Here is a 21,069-nt window from a genome sequence, read left to right as displayed (position 1 = left end):
TTTCCTCCCCCTCAGCAAGACCGGTGTTAAGCGCCATGCTGACAGTTTAGAGAGCATAAACCTTTATATTTTCGATAAGCTATTACCGAAACAACTCGCCATGGCGTTTTGCTAGAATAAACAAAACGCCGTAGCTTAAGCGCTTATAAAATAATGCCGGCAAACACAAAGCCGAGTATCACCGAACTGGTAATAGTAGCGACACCAGGCACAAAGAAAGGATGGTTAAATACCCATTTCCCAATACGGGTAGAACCGGTGTCATCCATTTCTACAGCCGCTAATAAGGTTGGGTAAGTAGGCAATACAAACAGGGCACTTACTGCTGCAAACGAAGCAATGGCCGCTTCTGGGCTAACTCCTAACATAAAGGCCGAAGGCATTAAGGCTGCCGTGGTTGCCGCTTGTGAGTAAAGCAACATGCTGGCGAAAAAGAGAATAAGCGCCAACATCCACGGATGATCTTCTAACAGACCACCCGACAAGGCTTTAATTTCATCTAAATGGCCTGATACAAAGGTATCGCCCAGCCACGCTACACCTAATACACAAATACAGGCACTCATACCCGATTTAAAGGTTGCGGCATTAAGCACTTCGCCAGTATCAATTTTACAAAACAATGCAATGGCGGTGGCGGCAGTTAGCATAAACACCATGATTGCTTCATTACGTGGCAAACTTGGGTTTTCAATTAAGCCAACCGCATCACTAATCGCCGTTGCGTAAAACACTACCGCTACAATAGCCACTAAGAATATAAGCACTGAGCGCTTAGCACTGGCCGGTAAAGCTTCACCTTGTTTATCTCGCTGACTCACTAAACCGTGGTCTAAACGTTCTTGATAAATAGGGTCGTCTTTAAGCTCTTTACCCATAAATTGGGCAACAAAGGCACCCACCATACAAGCTAAAAACGTGGCCGGAATACAAATAAGTAGCAGGCTAATATAGCCCACGCCTTTGTCTTCTAACATGCCGCTCATCAGTACCACTGCCGCCGAAATAGGCGAAGCAGTAATAGCGATTTGCGAGGCAACAACCGCAATGCTTAAAGGGCGAGATGGGCGAATGCCCTGCTCTTTAGCCACTTCCGCAATCACTGGAAGGGTAGAAAATGCCGTATGCCCGGTACCGGCAAACAAGGTCATAATGTAGGTAACAATCGGCGCAAGAAAGGTAACTTGCTTAGGGTTACTTCTTAGTACCCGCTCTGCAATATTCACCAAATATTGCAAACCACCAGCTACCTGCATTGCAGCAATGGCAGCAATCACCGACATAATAATTAGGATCACTTCAATAGGAATAGTGCCGGGGCTCATACCCAAGCCAAGAGTAAGCACCAATACCCCTAAACCACCCGCAAAACCAATTCCAATGCCACCTAAGCGCGCACCTAAAAATATGGCTGCTAATACCACCAGCAACTCTATCGTGATCATAATTCCTCCCAAGCTCTAATTGCGACGCACTTTACGTGAAAGCCAACGCCAACAATAGATGATTAAATCAAACTAACGGCAAAAATCAGACAAATAAACCCAAAAATACAAAATTGACAGAACTTAAAGCCATTCAAAATGTAAGGGAAATATCATTTGTTTTTAACCTATATGCAGCATTTGTTAGTAAGACTAGCACTAATTATGTCTATGTATTGATTAAATTTTTGACAAAACAATGATAGAAATTTGCCATGAAAATCCTAACAGCGAACAAAGTAAACAACTGTTAAAAGCCCAAGCCGATTCCTTAATGAAATTAACTGGAAACAGCGCGGTTGAATGCTTTAATGAAACTGAATTCTTAGCTGAAAATGCAGTATTTCTATTAGTTAAACATAACGGTGTAGCCCTCGCCTGCGGTGGTTTTAGGTATCTACAACCAGGTATTTGTGAAATGAAGCGAATTTACTCGCATCAGGCTGGATTGGGTAAGGTCATTTTGCAAGCGCTAGAGCAGTACGCAGTAACCCTAGGTTATCAACAAATTAATTTAGCCACCCGTAACTCAAACACTCAAGCCATCCAGTTTTACGCTAAACACGGCTACCGAGCTATCTCGCCTTTTGGTGTTTATTGCCACCATCCTCATTATTTAAGTTTGGCTAAATCACTCGCCAATGCTGAGCAGACGCTAGGCATAAAAAAAGCGCAGCTTAGTCGCTGCGCTTAATCAATATTACTCACCTATCAGCTAATGCGGTTAATCAGCTTTCTTAGCTCACGCATTGGCGTTGGCTCATCATCAAAGAAGTTTTGCATTCTTAACAAGGTTAAACCATCGTAGCCAGGTGCGCGCGTTAACGCCCGCGCCATTTGCTTCCAACCCTGCTCGCCATATAACTCACCAGCAAGGGCATTTTCACCCATCAGTGATACTTGGCATTCGTCTGCAGCATCGGCCATCCAGTCCACTAAATCAGCTGCACGAGAATAACCTTCATAGTCTTTGTTTATCATTTCTAAACAAGTGAAATGAATCGCGGCACGCGCTTGCTTGCCTTCTGGCAACAAGGCTTTAAGCAAACCTAAGTACTCTTGCTGGTTATTGCTGCTTAAGGTTGGGTGCACTGCAATTAAGCCAGCGGTAATCTCGGCAGCACGTGGCAACTCGGGATCGCTTACAACCCAGTGAATCCCAGGTATTTTAATGCCAATAGGCACTTGGCCAAATGAATCATCGTCAAACACACTCAGTGCATTTTCAAAAATGCGTCGACCATGAGCAACCAAGGCTTTGTGATACCAGGTTAAAAACTCCCGTGCCCACGCATTATGAATGTAGCGCTTGTGGCTAAATAACCAATCAGCATCTGGAATTTCGGCTTGCTCGAAGCTTTCCCAAGTAAAACCAAAACTGCCATTAAGCGCTGCAATACTGTGGTACTTCTCTTTTAAATAACGTAACCAGTCTTGTTTTGCTAAGCGGCTGTAACACTGCAAGGTGCCACGGTTAGGGTAATTCCCCCAGTCGTGAGCGTTGTAGCTTGGATAACGCAGCTCCCCTGCAGGACCAAGGCTTACGTTGATTTCATCCATCAAGCCAGCTTGGTTAATATAATGCTGCTTAAAGGCTTCCATAAAGCGCTGGTAATAAGGCATCACAAACTCATCGGCCCATAACGATACATACTCCATAGAAGCATCGCCGGTTTCCGATACATATTGCAGATCTTGCACCGAGTTAAGTTGATCGTTACTTTCCAGCAAACGGCCCCACAACCATAGGGGAATGGCTTGCATAAAGTCATCGTTCACATTGCCGCCCGCCTGGTGGAACGACAAAATAGGTACCCATTGCAAACCTAAACGCTTAAGCAGGCTTACTACACGGTCGTAGTAACTCCAGTCAAACTTGCCAGGTTTATCTCCTTCAACCAAGCCCCACCAAATATCGGTAGAAATAGCGGTAACACCAATACTACGAAGCTGGCGTAATTGCGCCTCGAACTGTTTCCAGTTTTCTTCATCCAGCAGTTGTTTCTGGTTGGCCACTTTAAGATGCAAAGGCCCCATTACTCGGAACTGCTTTTTACCCAATTGCTTAGTTTCGGCAATTTGATACTTAAACTTATTAAGTTGCGACAAACGCCCTTTAACGATGGCCTGCTCATTTAACTGAGACATATCGTTAAAGATCCAGCCTTCAAACCCGCTACCGTGTAATACCGAGTGATAAAGCTGATCCCAGCCAGGATGGCTAGCCAGAGCCTGTGGCTGAGAGTTTTGTACCAAAGCCGGTATTTTTAGCTTACGCATTGCAGTAAGTAAGGCTTGATTAACGCGAGTTGCATGGCTTGATTCAGCGCCGCTGGCCACAATCAACAAACGACCGCCAGCTTGCACATGCCAATACTCTAGCTGAGCGATTTGGTAATCAAGCAATTGGGGGCGGTCTAACCACGGCTGCGGATTAATCCCGGTTAAACAACCCAACCAAGGATGATCGCTTGCGGTAAGCTCTGGCATAGGAATGTTTAAACACAACTGGCTGTGTGACCATGCATCCGTAAACTGCTGCTCAGCGACAGCCAACACATTACCCACATAAGCTTGCCAATTACTGGCATACCATGCATTAAACTCTTTAAAACAGGTATTACTTGTTTTGTTCTTGTAACAACGGCTTAGCGTTTCGGCCAGTTGTTCTTGCCAAGGTGTATCGCCATTTAGCTCCCACAAACTCAACCAAGCTTGTTGCGAGCCATATTGCTGTTGCATGTCTTCGGCTAAAGCAGCCAAGGCAGTTGGGCTAAAGCTTTGATAGATAGGTTGACCATCGCGCTCACCCCAAGGAATACATGCATCACCATTAGGCCCTAAGCCCAGCAGCAAGGCATCACAACGCGGCGCAAACTCAGCCATGTGCTGTGCAAAGCAGCCCATCCAGTGGCTAAACATTTCCACCAAACCAGCCTCAGCCCATAAACTCGGGCTTTGGGTATTATCGCGACCATATTGGTTAACGTACTTAATCGCATCGGCAGTTTGAGTTTTGGGTAATGCCGCCAGCATAGAGCCCCAAAACCAATCAGGAAGACGTTGTTCTGTGCCTTGCTGAGTATCGGAAGAAAAGAACAACTGGTATTGCAGCTTAAAGCCATGCGACACCAAATGCGCAGACAAGCGCTTAAGAGACGCCCAGCACTCTGCCTGATCTAATTGCTCGGCACTAAACGGTGCTATGTAACGCCAATGCACTGGCACTACCAAAGCATCTACACCATTTTGGCGTAAATTACGAAGTTGTGGAGATAAGCTCTGAAGCTGAGCTTGATTACATGAAGCGGCATACTCTGCCAGAGGTAAAGAACCCTTTACCCAAGCTTTGCGTGCTGAAATTGGATTAGCCATGTTTAGCTTACTCTAAAAAAACTGTGCTAGTTATCCCTAGTCCGCGTCTTAACAGCAAGGCTGCAAAGCTTTTCAGCTGAACAAAAGGAGATCGAGATCACATTACATATTGGCTGTAGTGTAGCCTAAGTGCTTAATTTACCAAATTGATCTGGCTTAAAAGTCACTCCGTAAAGTTAAAAAACCTGCACTTTTGCTAAAGCCAACGTCGAACATTGCGGCAATATTGCAGGTATTGTCCATCAAATTGCTGCGTAAGTAGCTTTTCTTCAGGCTTTATTTGTAAACGATTGATAAGCAGCACAAACACTACGCAGCTTAATAAGCTTAACCCCGCCTGCAAATGCAAACACCAGGCCGTTAACAGTAGCAGCAAACTTAAATACATTGGATTACGGCTATAACGATAAAGCCCTTCCACAACTAAATGCTTACTGCGTTCCGGGTGATGAGGATTGATAGTTGTGTGTTTTCGAGCAAAACCAATCAGGCTAGTTACTGCGATAAAGGCCGCCAAAAACACCAAAGGCCACTGCAGCTTTACCAAGCCCAATGGCAGTATTAGCCAACTCCACTGCGTACTTAACTGCGCCAAGCCGTAAGCTATAGCTACACATAACAATAGCCAAAGGGGAGGAGGAACCAACAGTTCTAAGCGTTTAAGCACTAAGCCTCTCTAATTAGTTATCGGCGTTATCGGATTTTTCCACTTGCTGATAAATATAGTGCCCTCGGCCAGTAATTGCAGTATGAAATAGATTCTGGAAAGGAAACAAACGCTTTTTAAGGTAATAAGTAAAACCGGCAAACAGTGCACTTAAGGCTACATTAATCAGCCCTTCTAGCTGAAAAATGTAAGGCAAGCTTTGATAGATCGAATAGCCTGAAAACACCATCAGCAGTAAATAGCCATTGGCAGCATTTTTGTAAATCATAAAGATAATTAACAAGGGAACTAAGGCCGGCATCAATAAGGCCATTAACAACTGGGCACTCACTTGTTCTGCAGCCATTAGGCCAAACACCAATTTGCTCAGCACCATAAACTGCAATACTGCCAACAAAAACGCTTTCTGCTTGGAATATTGCTGCAAAGTACCGGGCTCTGGAATAGACGCCAAGGCTTTAGTTACCTTTCGCAGATTCCACTGCTTCTGCTCTGCATGTTCGTAGACTTGTTGTTTGTTTAGCCCTTGAGCTAGTAATTGATCAACTTGTTTCATTGCACCTCCGTAAAGGCTCACTTTACCTTAGTACGCAAATTAGCGACATCTTCAGGCGCACAAATAGCAATTAGCATAAGCAACAAAACAGATCAGATAATCAGCCAAAGATCCTTAGTATGAATTACCTACAGCTAAGCAAAATTTAGCGCTTTACTCTTGATTATCGCCAAACTTATTCACATAAGCGCAAGTTATTAACATTTAATCGTTCTACGCAACCAAATCATCTAGAAAATCGAAATGCCTTAGATTGAGAAAAAACACAATATGCTATTGAGTTACGACCGTTTTACAGTGCTTGCCTCTTAAACAAGCTGCTGTGATATCGATCAGCTTGCTTACGCTAACAGCATAAAAGTGACAATTATTGAACATTCCTGCGAAAAAACACACTTAGACTAGTTCAGCACTATCAGTAGCTTAGCCTGCATAATCGCGATATAGGTCAATATAGGCTTAGTATTTTAGCCATTACATTCTTAAAACAAGGCTCATGAAACGTTCTATTTTTGTATTTATTTTAACTAACAGAAAAATGTCAACGCCACGAAACAAAGAAGCAGTAAAAAAGAATTTTTTACTAATTTTAGGTGACATTATTGACGCTAAAAGCCGATCCGCTGCAAGCCACTAACTTCACCGGGTAGAGAATTTTATCCACAGCTTTGTGCACTGTTTCTGTGGGAAAAGCTGTTTGGATTATTCTGCTTATTTCAGTGAAATATATTGCGCTGAAGGATATAGGCAGTTGTTACTCTCATTGACAAGTAAAAAATCAACTAAGGCTTCTATTTTTATTTGTTAACTAAGTCTTGTCATCCACATAAATCTAATCTCCCGCGCCAACGCTGGGCTGCGCGTAAGATCTAAAGAGGATCGCAGAAAAATATGATAGATCTTTTTGCTCATTATTTTTTGTCACCAAATTTTCACAATTGAATGAAATAATAAGCAGTCGCCCAAGTTGTTGGCTCACAATCATTAAATTGCTTTGCCACTGAATCAAGTCAACGTAAACTAATCACCACAGACTCATCACATTTGGTTGCCTGTTGTTTAAACCATCTCCGGTACAGTTGGTACATTTTCAGCGTAAGAAAATCTACGTAAAGCGAGATGATTTGCTGCACCCGCAGTTTTCTGGCAACAAAGCACGTAAGTTCTACCACTTCTTAAATCACCCGCAACCGGGCGTAAGCACACTAGTAGGAAGTGGATCTGCGCAAGCTAACTCGCTGTATTCTTTAGCTGCATTAGCACAACTTAAGCAATGGAAATGCGAGTTCTACGTTGACCATATCCCCAGCTGGCTAAAACAAAATCCTTGTGGCAACTATCAAGCAGCGCTAGAGCTAGGCGCACGGATCATTGAGGTAAGTAGTTTACATCGTCAGCAGCAGGCTAACTTAGACAGCTTTATGCAAACCATTGTTAAGCCAAGCTTATCGCCGCAACAACTATTTGTCCCTGAAGGTGGTCGCTGTGAATATGCACGCGAAGGGGTGGTCACACTAGCGGAAGAAATTGAACAGTGGCAGCATCAAAACCAAATTGGCCGTTTAAACATAATGCTGCCAGCGGGCACCGGCACCACGGCCTTATTTTTGAGTGAATACTTTAGCCAAATGAATCCCTGCATAAAAGTGTATAGCTGCGCCTGTGTAGGAGATGAAGACTACTTAAGCCTGCAATTTACCCAACTTAATAGTAATACCGCCACTCACCCAATTATTCTGCCGCGAACCAAGAAGTATCACTTTGGTAAGTTATATCGCGAACACTACCAAACTTGGCTAGCGCTTAAGCAGCAAACTAAGCTTGAGTTTGAGCTTCTCTACGACCCTATTGGCTGGCAATGTTTAATGCGCTTTCTTGAAGAGCAAACGGATGAAACCCCGACCTTATATATTCACCAAGGTGGTTTATTGGGTAATCAAAGCATGCTGCCACGTTACAAACGTAAATACCCCGATTTAACTTAACGCCAATCTAGCCAATAACTGTAAGGAAACTCTTCAGACAAACTCACTGTTTCTTGATAGTGAGGACTAGGGCTATTTAAGCATTCGGTGCCATGAAACTCGGGCTCGGCCCAACCGGTGTTTTCGTCCAAATATTCGCGGCTATAACCCCAGCGGCCACAAGACAAAATGGTGTCGTAGCTTTGGTCTCGTTGGCACACCACGCAGGTTTCAAACTCCACCATTATATCTTGGCCCTCTTTACCCAAAGCATCAGAGACAAACGGGGTGTCGTAAATGGCTAAGGTAGACGCTCTCGTAGGAGGTTCATTCCAAGGCTTATCGAGCGTATCGGCTGGGGTTTGATGTACGCCAGCGCCGTGTTCTAAGGGAAAAGCATCGTAAAAAGGCTCTACAAAGCTTGCTGGCGCATCAATTTGTGCCCTGCGTTCATCACCTAATAAACGTCGATTGGTGGTGCGAATTTGTAACATGCGATATTGATTACACTGGGCTTGGTTAGCTAACTCTAACTCGCCTAAGCGATTAGCAAATAGGTGGATTTCTAGCCCCACCCCAGTGGCATTATCTCGCGGAATATAAGACGCTTGCTGGCGACTGCTGTGATACCAAGCTTCAGAAAAGACCAATACGCCTAGTGTTTGCTGTTGGTAGGTAACTGGACATACTTTACCCACCCATAACTCTTCAGCGACTATAGCTGAACTTAAGCTGCAATAGCTTAATGTTATCCATAAGCAAGCTCGCGTCATAAGCCATCCCCGCTATCACTATCATGCAAATGTCATTTAAGTGTAGTCGCTATGCCACAAGCTAAAAGTAAGGGGCGGGTTTTAAATCGATGCAAGCACTAGAATATAGGGCTTAGTGCTAGCGTTCTTGAATCGCTTTAGGTAGGTAACTCTCTACAATATCTTGAATTTCGCCACTCTCGAGAAGCTGTTGTACGCTCAGTTCAATGTCTTGCAAAATTTGCTCAGCATTGGCTGTATTCGGGGCGATAGAAATAGTGATGTATGATTTCGTAGACGTTAAATAAGCAGGCTGAGCAAGCTCTATTTCCATCTCTTGTGCTAGATTCGAAATGATCCCAAGATTACCCGCAAAGCCATCTATTCTCCCTGCTTCTAACAGCTTAAGTGCCTGTGAGTATGTTTGCGCCGACAATATAGTCACTTGTCCCTGCTCTGCAGCATCATACAACTTTAACCCATAAACCTTGCTAGCTCCCCTTAACGAGGCCACCCTTTTACCCTCAAAGTTATCCCAGGTAAATGGCTTATCCGAAAGGCTAACCACTGCTGTTTGAAAACTGGCTACAGCAATTGGCTGATGAATCGATTGGTCAAACTTTTTGTTAGGAAACAAGCAAGAAATAACCACTCCTTGTTCGTTATGCAGCAGCTCATTAACAATTCGTGGATAAGGAACCACATTCACTTCAGCATCATCTAACTTTAAGCGCTGAGCAACAAGCTTAAGTATATCGACATAATAGCCTTTCGGCTCAGCGCCTTCTTTAAAGCCAGCAGGTTTAGAATTCAAGGCATAAAAACGATAGAACTCGCCTGAATGCTTTGCGCTCAAACAGCTGCTACAGCTAAAAATAATTATGGCTATCATAACCTTAAGTGCCATAGGCTAATTATGTCCGTCACATTTGGGATAAGTAAGTAAAGCGACAGCAAGGCTTATCTGTCAAGTTAGCCTAGGGTAGATATTTTTGACAAATGACTTAGTTTTCCTCAGAAAACAATGGCAAGCTGATGAAATCTCGTAATAGGACTCACTAATGACTCAAATTACCCCGCGTAAATTACAACAAGCCGTTGAAGCTAATATCATCAGCCAGCAACAAGCAGAAAATTTGCTCAGTTTCTTAGAGTTGCCATCAAGCACTACGGCTCAATTCAACTTTAGTCATTTACTTTATTACTTTGGTGGATTAATCGCCATTGGCGCTATGACCCTGTTTATGAACTTAGCTTGGGAAGGTTTTGGAGGCTGGGGCATCGTTAGCATTAGCCTAGTATATGCGGTGTTGGCACTACTTCTTTGCCAACGTTTTAAACGCCAAGGCCATATTATTCCTGCCGGCTTATCTGCCACTTTTGTTATTTGCCTTACACCTTTGGCGGTATATGGCTTGCAACAAGCGATGGGTTGGTGGCCTAGCTCTAGCCAATATCAAGACTATCACCGCTATATTCAATGGCATTGGCTATACATGGAAATCGCCACCCTAATCGTTGGTTTAATTCTATGCTGGCGCTACCGTTATCCCTTTATGTTAATGCCGTTGGCCGTTACCCTTTGGTATATGAGCATGGACATCGCCGCCATGTTAGCAGGCGAGCGACCCGATTTTCAGTTACGAAGTTTAGTTTCACTATATTTTGGTTTAGCCATGATTTTGCTGGCCTTTTGGGTTGATCTACGCAGTCGTCACAGCGCCGATTTCGCATTTTGGTTATATATCTTTGGCGTACTCACATTTTGGTGTGGCTTAAGCTTCCAACAATCCAATAGTGAGTGGGCAAAGTTTTTGTACTTTCTCACTAACCTAGCCATGATGCTGGCTGGGGTTATTCTGGCCCGCCGCGTATTTGTGGTTTTTGCTGCCATGGGCTGCTTTTACTATTTTTACCACCTTGCCGATCAAGTATTTAAAGACAGTTGGCTATTTCCAATTTCACTAACGCTGATTGGATTAGCGATGGTCTACCTGGGTATTCTCTGGCAGAAACATCAAGACACAATTAGCCAGCGATTACGCGGGTATTTACCCTTGGCCATGCAAGAACTGCTGGCCAATAAAATGCACTAAGCGCTGTTAAGGTGGTGGTTTGGCTAAACGTCCTTCGAGCTCTCTAGAGTCTGTTGAACTTTGGTGTTGAAATTTTGTTCGAGATAAGCGGGCTTTAATCGCGGCCAGCACTTTGAAACCTAGTGGGCTAAGTGAAAAGTGTTCAACGAAGAGTAAAGTTCGCTTATCTGAACCCTTCGGGCAGCATTTCTTAGCCATTTATTCAGCGTTAGCGAGAGATAATTAAGCCCACTTAACTGCACACTCACTGCCTTGCCTAAAAGGCTAATAAATTGCTGCATAAACCATCAGCAAAGATCAACAGACCCTAGTCATTATGTATGATCAACTAAGCCGGAAAACATCAAGAAATCTAAAGCCACACTCAAAAACTAAAAATAATTAACATTTATACAAAATTAGCATTGCTTGCCTACAATTAAGGATTATAACTAAGCTTATATCGCTTTGTTTTATATAAGTTAATTATCAGTAAGTTGTTTAATACGGACGGTAACGATGAATGTTAAGAGCTTGAGATTTAAGTATTCGGTAATTTTTGCAGTCAATGCAATGTTATTGATTTTGGTATCGCTGATTGGTTTCAATGTTGGTAAAAGTACCTATAGCAGTTTACTCACCGTAGAAGAAAACATCTTACCCGCTCTGGCTGCGGTACTAAATGCCGATCGAGACCTTTACCAAGCCAGAGTGGCCGAACTAGAAGCACTAGAAGCTCCAAGCTCAGCGCTAGCCGGCTTAATGGATGATTACCAGGAAAATGCTGAGCAAGCGCATCAACGCATGCAAAAATTTAAAGAACTGTTAAGCGACTACCCCGAAGCCACCCAAAGCTTACAAAGCTTTGAACAAAGATTTAATCAATGGAAAAAACCGAGTACCGAAGTATTTGCCTTGGTTAAAAGCGGCAAAAGAAAACAAGCCATTGAGTTAAGTGCAAACCAAAGTGTGCAAAGTTTTGAAAGCCTGCGAGAGCTCTACGATATCGCGACTGAAGCCGCCGAAAAACTGGCCGATGATATTGAGCAGGAGTCTTCTGCCGACGTGACCAGTCAACTAAGTATGCTCGCAGTTGTGGCGAGCATTGCTGTAGTGCTGTCTATTTTGTTGGCTTACTTTGGACCTAAAATTCTAGTTGATTCCATTACTCGTATTACCGCCCGAATTAATGACATTTCTCAAGGCGATGGCGACTTAACTCAACGCCTAGAAGTACAACGTAATGATGAAATAGGCGAGCTAGCCACCAGCTTTAACCAATTTGTAGATTTGCTAGAAGGCTTAATTGGCAATGTAAACAAATTCTCGGTAGAGCTTAACCAGTCTATCGCTGGCATTGCGCAAAAATCTGAGCAAACAACCGAAGTAAGTAAAGAGCAAAACCAATCGGTAGAAATGATTGCTACAGCGGTGACACAAATGGCGGCTGCCATTAGAGAAGTGGCCAATAATGCCAACCACGCTGCCGAAGAAATCAATACAGTGAATAGCCAAACCGAGCAAGGACAAAACGTTACCAAAGAATCGGTAGAACACATTAGTTTACTCTCAAACACTGTTCAAGAAGCCGCCAATGTAGTTGAAAACTTATCGCAAGACTCCGACCGCATCGCCTCGGTATTAGATGTTATTCGTGGAATTGCCGAGCAAACTAACTTACTCGCCTTAAACGCCGCCATTGAAGCAGCGCGAGCGGGTGAACAAGGTCGCGGATTTGCCGTAGTGGCCGACGAAGTAAGAAGCCTCGCCAGTAAAACTCAACAATCTACCGAAGATATTCAAAAAATGATTGAAGCCTTACAAAGCGGTGTAACCCAAGCAGTAGATGCTATTAATAAAGGCTCCACAGTTGCCGAAGGCACCGTTGATTTAGCCGGACAAACCTTAGAAGCGCTTAATCAGATCTTAGAGTCTACTTCTAAGGTGAGCGAGGTTTCGGTCTCAACCGCCACCTCAACCGAAGAGCAAAGCCATGTAACCGAAGACATTGACCGCAACCTTACAGAGCTAGCCGATAAAACCCGCATTAACTTGGAAAACTCCAGCGACTCTTTAGCTGCAGCACAATTAGCAATAGAGAAAGCGGAACAATTAAACCAACAACTTAGTCGCTTTAAAGTATCGGTTTAGTTAAATAAGTAACCGGCGTTATCTATCAAAGAGTAAGCAACAATGCTTACTCTTTTTTATTGTGATTAAACCTGAACTTGGGATAAGTAAGTGACCATAACTCTGCAGGCCAGTACTTAATCTAGCTTCATGTTTCTGGTGAGATAGTTTGGCCTATTTATATAGCTGTTGGTAGTTGGGTAAGTGCTCAAGCCAAAATGGTGGAGTGCCAATATATTGCTGTACAGCACCAATAAACTCTTTCACTAACACCGTTTGCTTGCGATGTGGATACACCGCATAAATGCCTGTATCCATGGTAGAAATTTGGTAGTTGGTAAGCAGTGGCACTAAGCCAAGCTGCTCTGCTGAACACTCAAGATTAAACAAGTCAATCATGCTGTAGCCTAAACCATCACACACCGCGCCCATTAAGGCTCGTACATCACTCACTTTATAATTGCCACGCATGCGATAGCTTTGGTTGGGTTCACCATGCGGGGTTTCGCCCAGCTTGATATGATCGAGCACCCGCTCGCCATTACTATACACAACCGCGGGTAACGCCAATAATTGTTCTGGTGTTTCGGGCAAACCGTGCTGCTCAACAAAGCTTTTAGAAGCAACCAAAGCAAAGTGAGTATTCGCTAACTTTTTTGCAATCAAGTTAGACGCATTTAACTTACCAATGCGAAATGCTAAATCATAATGGTCGGCAATTATGTCTGAGCGGCGATCTTCCAATACCATGCTAATTTTAACCTGTGGGTATTGCTTCATAAACTGCGAGACCACGGGTTGTAAGTATTGCTGGCCAAAAAATATTGGCGCGACAATTCTTAAGGTGCCCTTAGGCTCCAGTTGGTAAGAGTCAGCAATAATCTGAATGTCGCCCAAGGTATCTAACAACTGCAAGGCTTTATCGAAAATCTCTTCACCAGCTGGAGTTAAGGAAAAGGAACGGGTAGAGCGATTAAGTAGCTGCACGCCAAGTTCAGTTTCTAGCTTTTTAATCTGCTTAGAGAGCAAAGAGTTATCCATATTGTGCAAGGCAGCAGCTTTAACAAATGAGCCTTGCTGCACAACATCAACAAACAAAGACAATTGCTTGGTATTCGACATTCCCTCTCCTTAACACAAAATTTTGACTAGACCGCTTACCCACTTACACGCACTCACTTACAAGTACTTACTCAAACAAACAGGCGCTTGCCAACATACCCTATTTGGCCTATTTACCCTAGAGCAACAACTCAGCTAGGCCGCACAATGGCCCAAACACACACCGCAGTACTTGCTCAAAAATAACCTTTGAATAATTCCATCCAGATGCCTTTGTCAGTGTATGTCATTTCAAAAAATACAAAATCGCCAGTAAGTCGCGACAGTACTTACTGCTAGCAATTTTATACTTTGCTCATTGTAAATCATTAAGCGATTAAGCCCCGTTTCAACAATAGATGCCAAGGAGCTTTTGTGAAAAAACTGGCGATTAAACCCATCTTAATGGCGATAGGCTTATTAGTACTCTCGTTAGCCACCATTGTAATTTTAGAGCCGCAAGCAATAGAAGATGCTCCCGCGAAGGTTGATTATCTGCCACTTAGCGCGTTAGTGGTAAGCCCCACTAATTATCAACCCAAACTGTTATTAAGCGGCATTACCAAAACCCGTTGGTTTAACCAACTTAAAGCCCAAAGCAGTGGCCAAATTATTAACTTTGATGAGCAGTTAACCCCCGGCAGTTTAGTCTCAAAACAACAACTGTTGCTTAAAATCGATCCCATTCATTTGCAAGCCGAACTTAGCGCTGCCTTAAGCCAAATAAAGCTAGCCGAACTTAACTACCAGCGAGAAAAGCACGAGCAAACGGTTGCGCTTAGTATGCTATCTAACACCGCCAGTTCAGCCTTTGCTCGACGCGAACCTCAATTGGCGGCAGCCAAAGCCGAGCTAGCCCAAGCAAAAAGCAGCTACCAAAGTATTCAGCAACGCCTGCGCGATAGCCAAGTAGATGCGCCGTTTAACGCCATCATCATCAATAGCTACGTTAGCCCCAAGCAGCAACTAGATGTTGGCGATCCACTGTTTGATATAGCCTCAAGCGAAAGCATCGACATTACCTTGCCAGTGTCAGAGCTGCACTGGTCGCGGATTCAAGCCAGCTTAGCCCAGCCACAAATTACCGTTATCGACCGCCAAAATAAAACTTGGCCCGCCAGCGTGCATTATATTGCGCCACAAGTAGACACCACCACTCGCCAACGGCAAGTGGTGTTAAGTGTGGCTAAGCCCTATCAAAGCAAACCTCGGCTATTGCCCGAGCAGCAAGTAAACATTCAAGTCAGTTTAAGTGTGCAATCTGCGGTGGCCAAACTACCAATGAGCGCATTAACCAAAGATGGCGAAGTATGGACCATCGACAGCAAACAACAATTGCAGCTAGAGCAAGTAACTATTTTGGATGAAAACGAAAGCACAGTATGGCTAAAGTTTGTCAATCAGCCGGAGCAAACTCGCAGCGTTGTAGTTTATCCCCTGCCCTCATTACTACCGGGGTTACGCGTTAAGCCAAACCTTGTGCAGGAGAGCCAATTATGAGACAGCTAAGCCATTGGTTTTTGCATAATAGCGTCGCGGCAAACCTCCTTATGCTGGCAATTATTGTGGCGGGGATGCTCTCGCTTAGCCATTTAAGGGTTGAGTCCTTTCCGCAAATTGCGCCGTCGAGTTTGGTTATTAGCGTTGCCTATCCCGGTGGAACCGCCGAACAAATTGACCAAAGTGTTACCCAGCGTATCGAGCAAGCCATTGGTGATTTAACTGGCATAAAACAAATAGTGAGTGAGTCTTCAGCAGGCTTTTCTCAGGTACACGTGCGGAAAACCTCTGGTACCGATTTAAACCGTCTAATAGAAGATGTTCGCAATCGGGTAAATGCCATTACTAACTTTCCAGTACAGGCAGAAAGCCCGCAAATAAGCCGTGATGAATACACCAACCTTGCGGCATTTGTGATTATCTCCGCCCCTCGGCCCGACCAACAATTGCAGCCGATTGCTCGCCAAGTAGAGCTGGCGTTGAAAAAACACCCCAAAATAGCCAAAGTTAGCAATTGGGGGGCGCGTATGCCCCTAATTGTTATTGAGCCAAAATTAGAGCAGCTAAAAAACTACCGGCTGAGCTTAGAAGAACTGTCGGCACGCATTGAACAAATGTCGATAGAAACCCGCAGCGGTGAACTAAAAAGCGCCCGCGGTCGCATGGTGTTGCGCGGCGATGGCTACGCCGACAACCTACAAGAGCTCAAACAACTCGGTATTTTATCTAGCCCAACCGGCAGCGTAACGCTGGGTGATTTAGCCCATGTTTATCGCGATTACGAAGCCAGCGGTTCAATTGTGCGTAATAACGGCGAGTCTGCCATTGCCCTACTCATTAGCACCAGCCAACAAGACAACTTACTCGAAGTAAGCCAAGCGGTTAAACAAGTACTTGGCCAACAAGCAGAGCGTTTACCTAATGATGTAAGCCTATCCACCATGGCCGACATGGCGCCCTATATTGAAGACCAACTCAGCCGTTTAGCAGACAACGCCTGGCAAGGTTTGCTGATTGTGTTAATTCTGCTAGGCATATTCTTAGAGCTAAAAGTGGCTGTTTGGGTAGCCATGGGCATTCCAGTTGCTATCGCCGGTACCTTTGCCGCCATGGGTTTTATGAATTACAGCATTAACGACATCACCCTATTTGGCATTATTTTGGTATTAGGAATTTTAGTCGACGACGCCGTAGTGGTCGGCGAAAGTATTCACGAACAACGCAGTAAAAGTAAGCAAGCACTAAAAGCTACATGGCGCGGCTTAGAGTCGGTCTCTGTTGCTACGGTATTTGGCGCACTTACCACCATTGCTGCGTTTTCACCCATGTTATGGATAGATAACGAGCTAGCCAAATTACTCGCCAGTTTTTCAGCTGTAGTAATTTTTGCGCTGATCTTTTCCCTAATCGAAAGTAAATTGATTTTGCCGGCTCATTTAGCGGCAATTCGCTACCCTTCAACAACCAATAAGCAATCGGCATCGTGGTTTCGCCGAATACAACAGCTGGCTCAAGCTGGGCTCAATCGCTTTAGCCAAAAAATCTATAGCCCAATATTGAGCAAAGCCATAGATAACAAAACCGCTACCCTTATTGGCTTTTTTGCCTTAGTACTTTTAGCTTACGGCTTTTGGTCTACTGGGCTTATTCGTAGTGCTATTTTCCCAGAAATTCCCGGCCGTTATATTAGTGCCAACGTAAGTTTGGAAGACGGCGCTCCACTGCCCCTGCAACAAAAAACCTTGTTTAAGTTAGAACAAAGCGCACTGCAACTAAACCAGCAAGTTCAAGAGCAATATCAGTTACAGCAACAACCCATTAGCAACCTACTCATCTGGTCAGACGGTTACGGCTCAATAGAAGCCACCTTAGAGATTAGTAATGAAGCGCTTAGCAACTTGCCAAACAACTTATTACTCAATCAGTGGCGCGAACTTAACGGCAGCATAGAAGGAGCTTACTCCAGTGAGTTTACCGCCGACGATGAACCAGCGGGCGGCACCAGCCTTGCCATTAGTGCAGAAGATCGCCAACTTGCTGTATTAGCCGCTACCGCACTAAGCGAACAAATTAGTCGCCTAGCAGGCGCGCAAGATGTGCGCCACGATGCACGTGGCGGTAGCCAGCAATTGCGCATAGAGCTAAACGACTTTGGCCGCCAACTAGGCTTAACTCAACGACAACTAGCGCTATTTGCCGGCGGCGCCTTTGGCGAGCGAGAAATCCACCGTTTATTGCAACAAGGCCAAGAAACCAAAGTTATCGTGCGTTATAACCACAGCCAAAAAACCACTACCCAACAGCTTCTCGCCACGCCGATATTTTTAGAAAACGGCGAATCATTAATGCTGGGCGACGTGGCTAAGCTGCGTTTTGAGCAACACGCAGAAGTGCTCTATCGCCGCAATCAAGAACAAGTGGTTAATTTATACTGGCGCCAAGACCGCAGCGTTCAATCACCCGAAGAGCTACTAGTCAAGCTACAACCTATTTTTAAAGACATTGAACAACGCTACCCAGGGGTGAGCATAAACCCCGATGGCGAGTTTGAAGAACTAGGCGAGGTACAAGCAGGTTTTAAATCGGCCATGATCATGACCTTGCTGTTAATCTACATTTTGTTGGCGGTGCCTTTAAAGTCTTATTGGCAGCCGCTCATCATTATGGCGGTTATCCCTTTTGGTTTTGCTGGCGCTATATTTGGCCACGGCATCATGGACTTACCCCTAAGCATCTTGTCGATGTTTGGCATGATGGCCATGACCGGTATCGTGATTAACGATTCACTGGTGCTAATTACCCGCTTCAACCAATATTACCGCGCTGGCATGCCCTTAAAACAAGCATTAATTACAGCCGGCACTAGCCGCTTACGCGCAATATTTTTAACCACCATTACCACTGTGTGTGGCCTGCTCCCCTTATTATTAGAAAGCGCCGAACAAGCGCAATACTTAAAACCAGCCGCCGTATCTTTGGTATTTGGCGAGCTATTTGCCACAGGGGTAACCTTGGTGATTATTCCCACTTTACTGGGGGTATTTACTCGCCGCGATGTAGTAAAACTCCCAGCAAAAGTGGCAGTGTTTAACTCGTAAATAAAAAGCCAATAAAGGCCGAGCTTTCGGCCTTTATTTGTTTAATGTAACCGCCGCAGCCATTGTACACAAAACCAACAAACAATAGTTCAACTATTAACCACAGGTGACTGATTTATTTACACTTTTTAATTACCAATAAAACCAAATATAGTAAGTAACTGAAATAAAATAGCTTTTTATTTAGGCTCGATTCATGCATAAACAGGCCGTGAAAGAATGAGTCTTTCAAGAATTAAATTACAAAGGAAGTAATATGAAGACCTTAAAGGCTGTTATAGCTGTATTAGCTATCTCATTTAGCGGTTTTGCAAGTGCTGGGGTGATTGAATTTGAGTACACAGGCACAGGCTCAGGCAGTATTGGTGGTCAAGCATTCACCGATAGCTTTTTTACCATAACAGAGTATTCCAATACAGATGATCTTCAATCTTGTAGCGCTACTTGTCGATACATTGATGCCATTAGCACCACGATTACTATTGATAACATTGGCGTGTTCGATTTTGTAAGTGGCACTCGAACTTTCGTTAACAACGGGATCTTAGGCCTTTCTAGAGCAGGGCAATTCGGTTCGGACCTCTATTACGTTTTTGACATTGGCAGCTATGATCTATTATCGGCCCTCGATACTGTTGTGAATAACGTATCATTTCTGCAATGGGACAAAACCCCTAGTGTGATCACAAGCGGGGGCACACTAATATTTAATGATGCTGACGCAACCGGAACGTTCCAAGCTAGATTAAACAGTCCAGCGACGGTTACCGAGCCTAGTACCCTAGCCATCTTCGCCTTTGGTTTAATGGGCTTAGCTGCACGTCGATTCAAAAAAGCTTAATAGAAAAACACCTCTAATAGGCCGAGCCCTCGGCCTTTATTGGCTTAACTTAACGGCAGTGCCAAACACCATAATTTCTGAAGAACCGTCCATAATTGCACTGGTAGTAAAACGGATCCCCACCACTGCATCGGCACCTTTGTTTTTTGCGCTCTCAACCATGCGTTGAATCGCCACGTCACGCGCTTCGCTTAACATCTCGGTGTAACCACGAATCTCGCCACCAACAATGCTTTTAAAGCCCGCCATAATATCGCGCCCAATGTGTTTAGACTGCACCACACTGCCAGTCACCACACCTAATACTTCGCTAGTAGGTTTTCCGGCTATTGATTCTGTCGTTGTAAAGATCATCTTGATTCCTTAGGTGGAGTGACTTGGTTTTCTATTGGCATGATAGCTTAAAAGCATAGCTTCCAGTACTTTCAGCCAATGTTCTACAGACACAACCACTATTGGTCATATTGTTATCTTTTAACGCTAGGTAACTGATGACCAAGAGGAAAAGTGATAAGCTATTTTTGAGAGATGTGTTGACTAAGAGAGAATCATGCACAAGGAAGCTGATTGTAAACTGAGTCAAGAAGCGTTTAGCTTTAAAAAAGACTCATATCCTTTCGAATTTGTACATTGTCATCCCTATATTCGCCAGAGTGTACATAGGTGCCGTTCATAACAACGAGAGACATCGGAAAACAATAAAGTTTGACCATTTACAACAACTGTTCATTTTTTGACCCCCTGCTAAGTTTAGCTTGTCGGAGGTTATTTTATGTTTGGTGAAATTAAGATTAATCTTAAGAAAATTTTTAGGTCTTCAAGATTCCTCAAAAAGCATATTCATTATCAAACATTGGTATTTAGTTCGGAAATCGGAACTATCTAACTCTGTATCTGACAATAGATTACTCAGAATAGTCAAGAGAATAGGTGAGGCAATTAAACCGAGTAACGCGATTAGGAAAGTTTCCTCGTTGTAGATTTCTAGCCGCTTAGACTCTTTCCTTGCGGCTGTGAACAACTTACTAATGTGCTCATGGGTAGGCATCAACGTTTTGGTTAGGTACTGAGCACGTTCATTAGTCGCATCATACTCCATACATATGATTCGAAGCATCTTTGGATGGTCAAACAAGGTTTTGATTAATATAAGTACTGCGCTCTTAAATAGACTTAAACTATCTAAGTCACGGTTTGTTGTTTGCTCTAAAGCTTGATTCAAATCGGTGATATAGGCAGCATTGTGTCGGTCTACAATAGCCAACCAGATATCTAGCTTGGATCCAAAATGATGCTGAATTGTACTGTGGGAGACACCCACATAAGTGCCGATCTGTCGCATGGAGGTGGAATCAAAGCCTTTGGTAGAAAAAAGCTCAAATGCCCCGTTAAGGATTTTGATTTTCGTCTTGTGGGCATCTTCAGCTGTTTGTCGCCCAACCCGAATTGTTTTGTTGCTCACGTCGTTGCTACCTGTTAATCGGATAAAGTCTGAGCAGCCTTTTTTGGCGGCTACTCAGCGAGTT

General features: G+C 44.0%; 16 protein-coding genes. 7 read left to right on the top strand and 9 right to left on the bottom strand.

The features are described from left to right. Positions 1 to 143 precede the first annotated feature (143 nt). Positions 144 to 1,445, bottom strand: a complete 1,302-nt coding sequence (locus OV592_RS05420; RefSeq protein WP_338624571.1) for an anaerobic C4-dicarboxylate transporter — start codon at positions 1,443 to 1,445, stop codon at positions 144 to 146. Positions 1,446 to 1,758: 313 nt separating this feature from the next. On the opposite strand from OV592_RS05420, the gene OV592_RS05415 reads away from it, so the two are divergent. Further along, a complete protein-coding gene (locus OV592_RS05415; RefSeq protein WP_406610671.1) occupies positions 1,759 to 2,178 on the top strand; it encodes a GNAT family N-acetyltransferase in 420 nt (139 codons plus the stop codon). A gap of 17 nt (positions 2,179 to 2,195) precedes the next feature. On the opposite strand, the gene OV592_RS05410 is transcribed toward OV592_RS05415, so the two are convergent. The 3 genes from OV592_RS05410 to OV592_RS05400 form a co-directional block, all read right to left on the bottom strand. After that, positions 2,196 to 4,859 (bottom strand): family 14 glycosylhydrolase, encoded by a 2,664-nt coding sequence (locus tag OV592_RS05410; protein ID WP_406610670.1) that lies wholly within the window; start codon positions 4,857 to 4,859, stop codon positions 2,196 to 2,198. Between the two features lie 196 nt (positions 4,860 to 5,055). After that, entirely contained in the window at positions 5,056 to 5,526 is a 471-nt protein-coding gene (locus tag OV592_RS05405) for a methyltransferase family protein (protein ID WP_406610669.1), read from the bottom strand. Positions 5,527 to 5,539: 13 nt separating this feature from the next. Further along, entirely contained in the window at positions 5,540 to 6,082 is a 543-nt protein-coding gene (locus tag OV592_RS05400; protein WP_406610668.1) for a hypothetical protein, read from the bottom strand. Positions 6,083 to 7,137: 1,055 nt separating this feature from the next. Between OV592_RS05400 and OV592_RS05395 the strand changes: the two genes are divergently transcribed. Beyond that, a complete protein-coding gene (locus OV592_RS05395; RefSeq protein WP_406610667.1) occupies positions 7,138 to 8,067 on the top strand; it encodes a pyridoxal-phosphate dependent enzyme in 930 nt (309 codons plus the stop codon). Here the strand turns inward: OV592_RS05395 and OV592_RS05390 are convergent. Both OV592_RS05390 and OV592_RS05385 read right to left on the bottom strand, forming a co-directional pair. Further along, entirely contained in the window at positions 8,064 to 8,819 is a 756-nt protein-coding gene (locus OV592_RS05390; RefSeq protein ID WP_406610666.1) for a hypothetical protein, read from the bottom strand. The genes OV592_RS05395 and OV592_RS05390 overlap by 4 nt on opposite strands. 118 nt (positions 8,820 to 8,937) lie before the next feature. Then, positions 8,938 to 9,654: a substrate-binding periplasmic protein gene (locus OV592_RS05385; protein ID WP_406610665.1), complete on the bottom strand. Its 717-nt coding sequence runs from the start codon at positions 9,652 to 9,654 to the stop codon at positions 8,938 to 8,940. Between the two features lie 205 nt (positions 9,655 to 9,859). Here OV592_RS05385 and OV592_RS05380 point away from each other — a divergent pair, with 205 nt between their 5' ends. Together OV592_RS05380 and OV592_RS05375 are read left to right on the top strand one after the other, a co-directional pair. Beyond that, positions 9,860 to 10,894 carry a DUF2157 domain-containing protein gene (locus tag OV592_RS05380; RefSeq protein ID WP_406610664.1) on the top strand — a complete coding sequence of 345 codons (1,035 nt, stop codon included), beginning with the start codon at positions 9,860 to 9,862 and terminating at the stop codon, positions 10,892 to 10,894. A 498-nt stretch (positions 10,895 to 11,392) separates the two neighbouring features. Beyond that, a complete protein-coding gene (locus OV592_RS05375; protein ID WP_406610663.1) occupies positions 11,393 to 13,024 on the top strand; it encodes a methyl-accepting chemotaxis protein in 1,632 nt (543 codons plus the stop codon). A gap of 153 nt (positions 13,025 to 13,177) precedes the next feature. Here OV592_RS05375 and OV592_RS05370 read toward each other — a convergent pair whose 3' ends face one another. Further along, positions 13,178 to 14,125 carry a LysR family transcriptional regulator gene (locus tag OV592_RS05370; RefSeq protein ID WP_406610662.1) on the bottom strand — a complete coding sequence of 316 codons (948 nt, stop codon included), beginning with the start codon at positions 14,123 to 14,125 and terminating at the stop codon, positions 13,178 to 13,180. Between the two features lie 354 nt (positions 14,126 to 14,479). On the opposite strand from OV592_RS05370, the gene OV592_RS05365 reads away from it, so the two are divergent. The 3 genes from OV592_RS05365 to OV592_RS05355 all read left to right on the top strand — a co-directional run bounded on the left by OV592_RS05365 (position 14,480) and on the right by OV592_RS05355 (position 19,543). After that, the gene (locus OV592_RS05365; RefSeq protein ID WP_406610661.1) at positions 14,480 to 15,604 is read left to right on the top strand and encodes an efflux RND transporter periplasmic adaptor subunit; all 1,125 of its coding nucleotides are present in this window, start codon (positions 14,480 to 14,482) and stop codon (positions 15,602 to 15,604) included. Beyond that, positions 15,601 to 18,702 (top strand): efflux RND transporter permease subunit, encoded by a 3,102-nt coding sequence (locus OV592_RS05360; protein ID WP_406610660.1) that lies wholly within the window; start codon positions 15,601 to 15,603, stop codon positions 18,700 to 18,702. The genes OV592_RS05365 and OV592_RS05360 overlap by 4 nt, the downstream gene beginning before the upstream one ends. Before the next feature lie 256 nt (positions 18,703 to 18,958). Beyond that, positions 18,959 to 19,543 carry a PEP-CTERM sorting domain-containing protein gene (locus OV592_RS05355; protein ID WP_406610659.1) on the top strand — a complete coding sequence of 195 codons (585 nt, stop codon included), beginning with the start codon at positions 18,959 to 18,961 and terminating at the stop codon, positions 19,541 to 19,543. Positions 19,544 to 19,579: 36 nt separating this feature from the next. Here OV592_RS05355 and OV592_RS05350 read toward each other — a convergent pair whose 3' ends face one another. Then, positions 19,580 to 19,897 (bottom strand): heavy metal-binding domain-containing protein, encoded by a 318-nt coding sequence (locus tag OV592_RS05350; RefSeq protein ID WP_221074530.1) that lies wholly within the window; start codon positions 19,895 to 19,897, stop codon positions 19,580 to 19,582. 463 nt (positions 19,898 to 20,360) lie between these two features. After that, positions 20,361 to 21,005 (bottom strand): TetR/AcrR family transcriptional regulator, encoded by a 645-nt coding sequence (locus OV592_RS05345; protein ID WP_406610658.1) that lies wholly within the window; start codon positions 21,003 to 21,005, stop codon positions 20,361 to 20,363. Positions 21,006 to 21,069: the final 64 nt, after the last annotated feature.

Source organism: Agarivorans sp. JK6 (assembly GCF_045277145.1).
Classification (GTDB): domain Bacteria; phylum Pseudomonadota; class Gammaproteobacteria; order Enterobacterales; family Celerinatantimonadaceae; genus Agarivorans; species Agarivorans albus.
The sequence above is the reverse complement of the archived record's forward strand: the minus strand, read 5'-3'. Positions and strand labels throughout refer to the sequence as shown.

What these genes read in the sequence shown, in the direction of transcription:
- OV592_RS05420 (WP_338624571.1), bottom strand. Translation starts at nt 1,445, where the DNA reads ATGATCACGATAGAGTTGCTGGTGGTATTAGCAGCCATATTTTTAGGT.
- OV592_RS05415 (WP_406610671.1), top strand. Translation starts at nt 1,759, where the DNA reads ATGAAATTAACTGGAAACAGCGCGGTTGAATGCTTTAATGAAACTGAA.
- OV592_RS05410 (WP_406610670.1), bottom strand. Translation starts at nt 4,859, where the DNA reads ATGGCTAATCCAATTTCAGCACGCAAAGCTTGGGTAAAGGGTTCTTTA.
- OV592_RS05400 (WP_406610668.1), bottom strand. Translation starts at nt 6,082, where the DNA reads ATGAAACAAGTTGATCAATTACTAGCTCAAGGGCTAAACAAACAACAA.
- OV592_RS05390 (WP_406610666.1), bottom strand. Translation starts at nt 8,819, where the DNA reads ATGACGCGAGCTTGCTTATGGATAACATTAAGCTATTGCAGCTTAAGT.
- OV592_RS05380 (WP_406610664.1), top strand. Translation starts at nt 9,860, where the DNA reads ATGACTCAAATTACCCCGCGTAAATTACAACAAGCCGTTGAAGCTAAT.
- OV592_RS05375 (WP_406610663.1), top strand. Translation starts at nt 11,393, where the DNA reads ATGAATGTTAAGAGCTTGAGATTTAAGTATTCGGTAATTTTTGCAGTC.
- OV592_RS05370 (WP_406610662.1), bottom strand. Translation starts at nt 14,125, where the DNA reads ATGTCGAATACCAAGCAATTGTCTTTGTTTGTTGATGTTGTGCAGCAA.
- OV592_RS05360 (WP_406610660.1), top strand. Translation starts at nt 15,601, where the DNA reads ATGAGACAGCTAAGCCATTGGTTTTTGCATAATAGCGTCGCGGCAAAC.
- OV592_RS05355 (WP_406610659.1), top strand. Translation starts at nt 18,959, where the DNA reads ATGAAGACCTTAAAGGCTGTTATAGCTGTATTAGCTATCTCATTTAGC.
- OV592_RS05350 (WP_221074530.1), bottom strand. Translation starts at nt 19,897, where the DNA reads ATGATCTTTACAACGACAGAATCAATAGCCGGAAAACCTACTAGCGAA.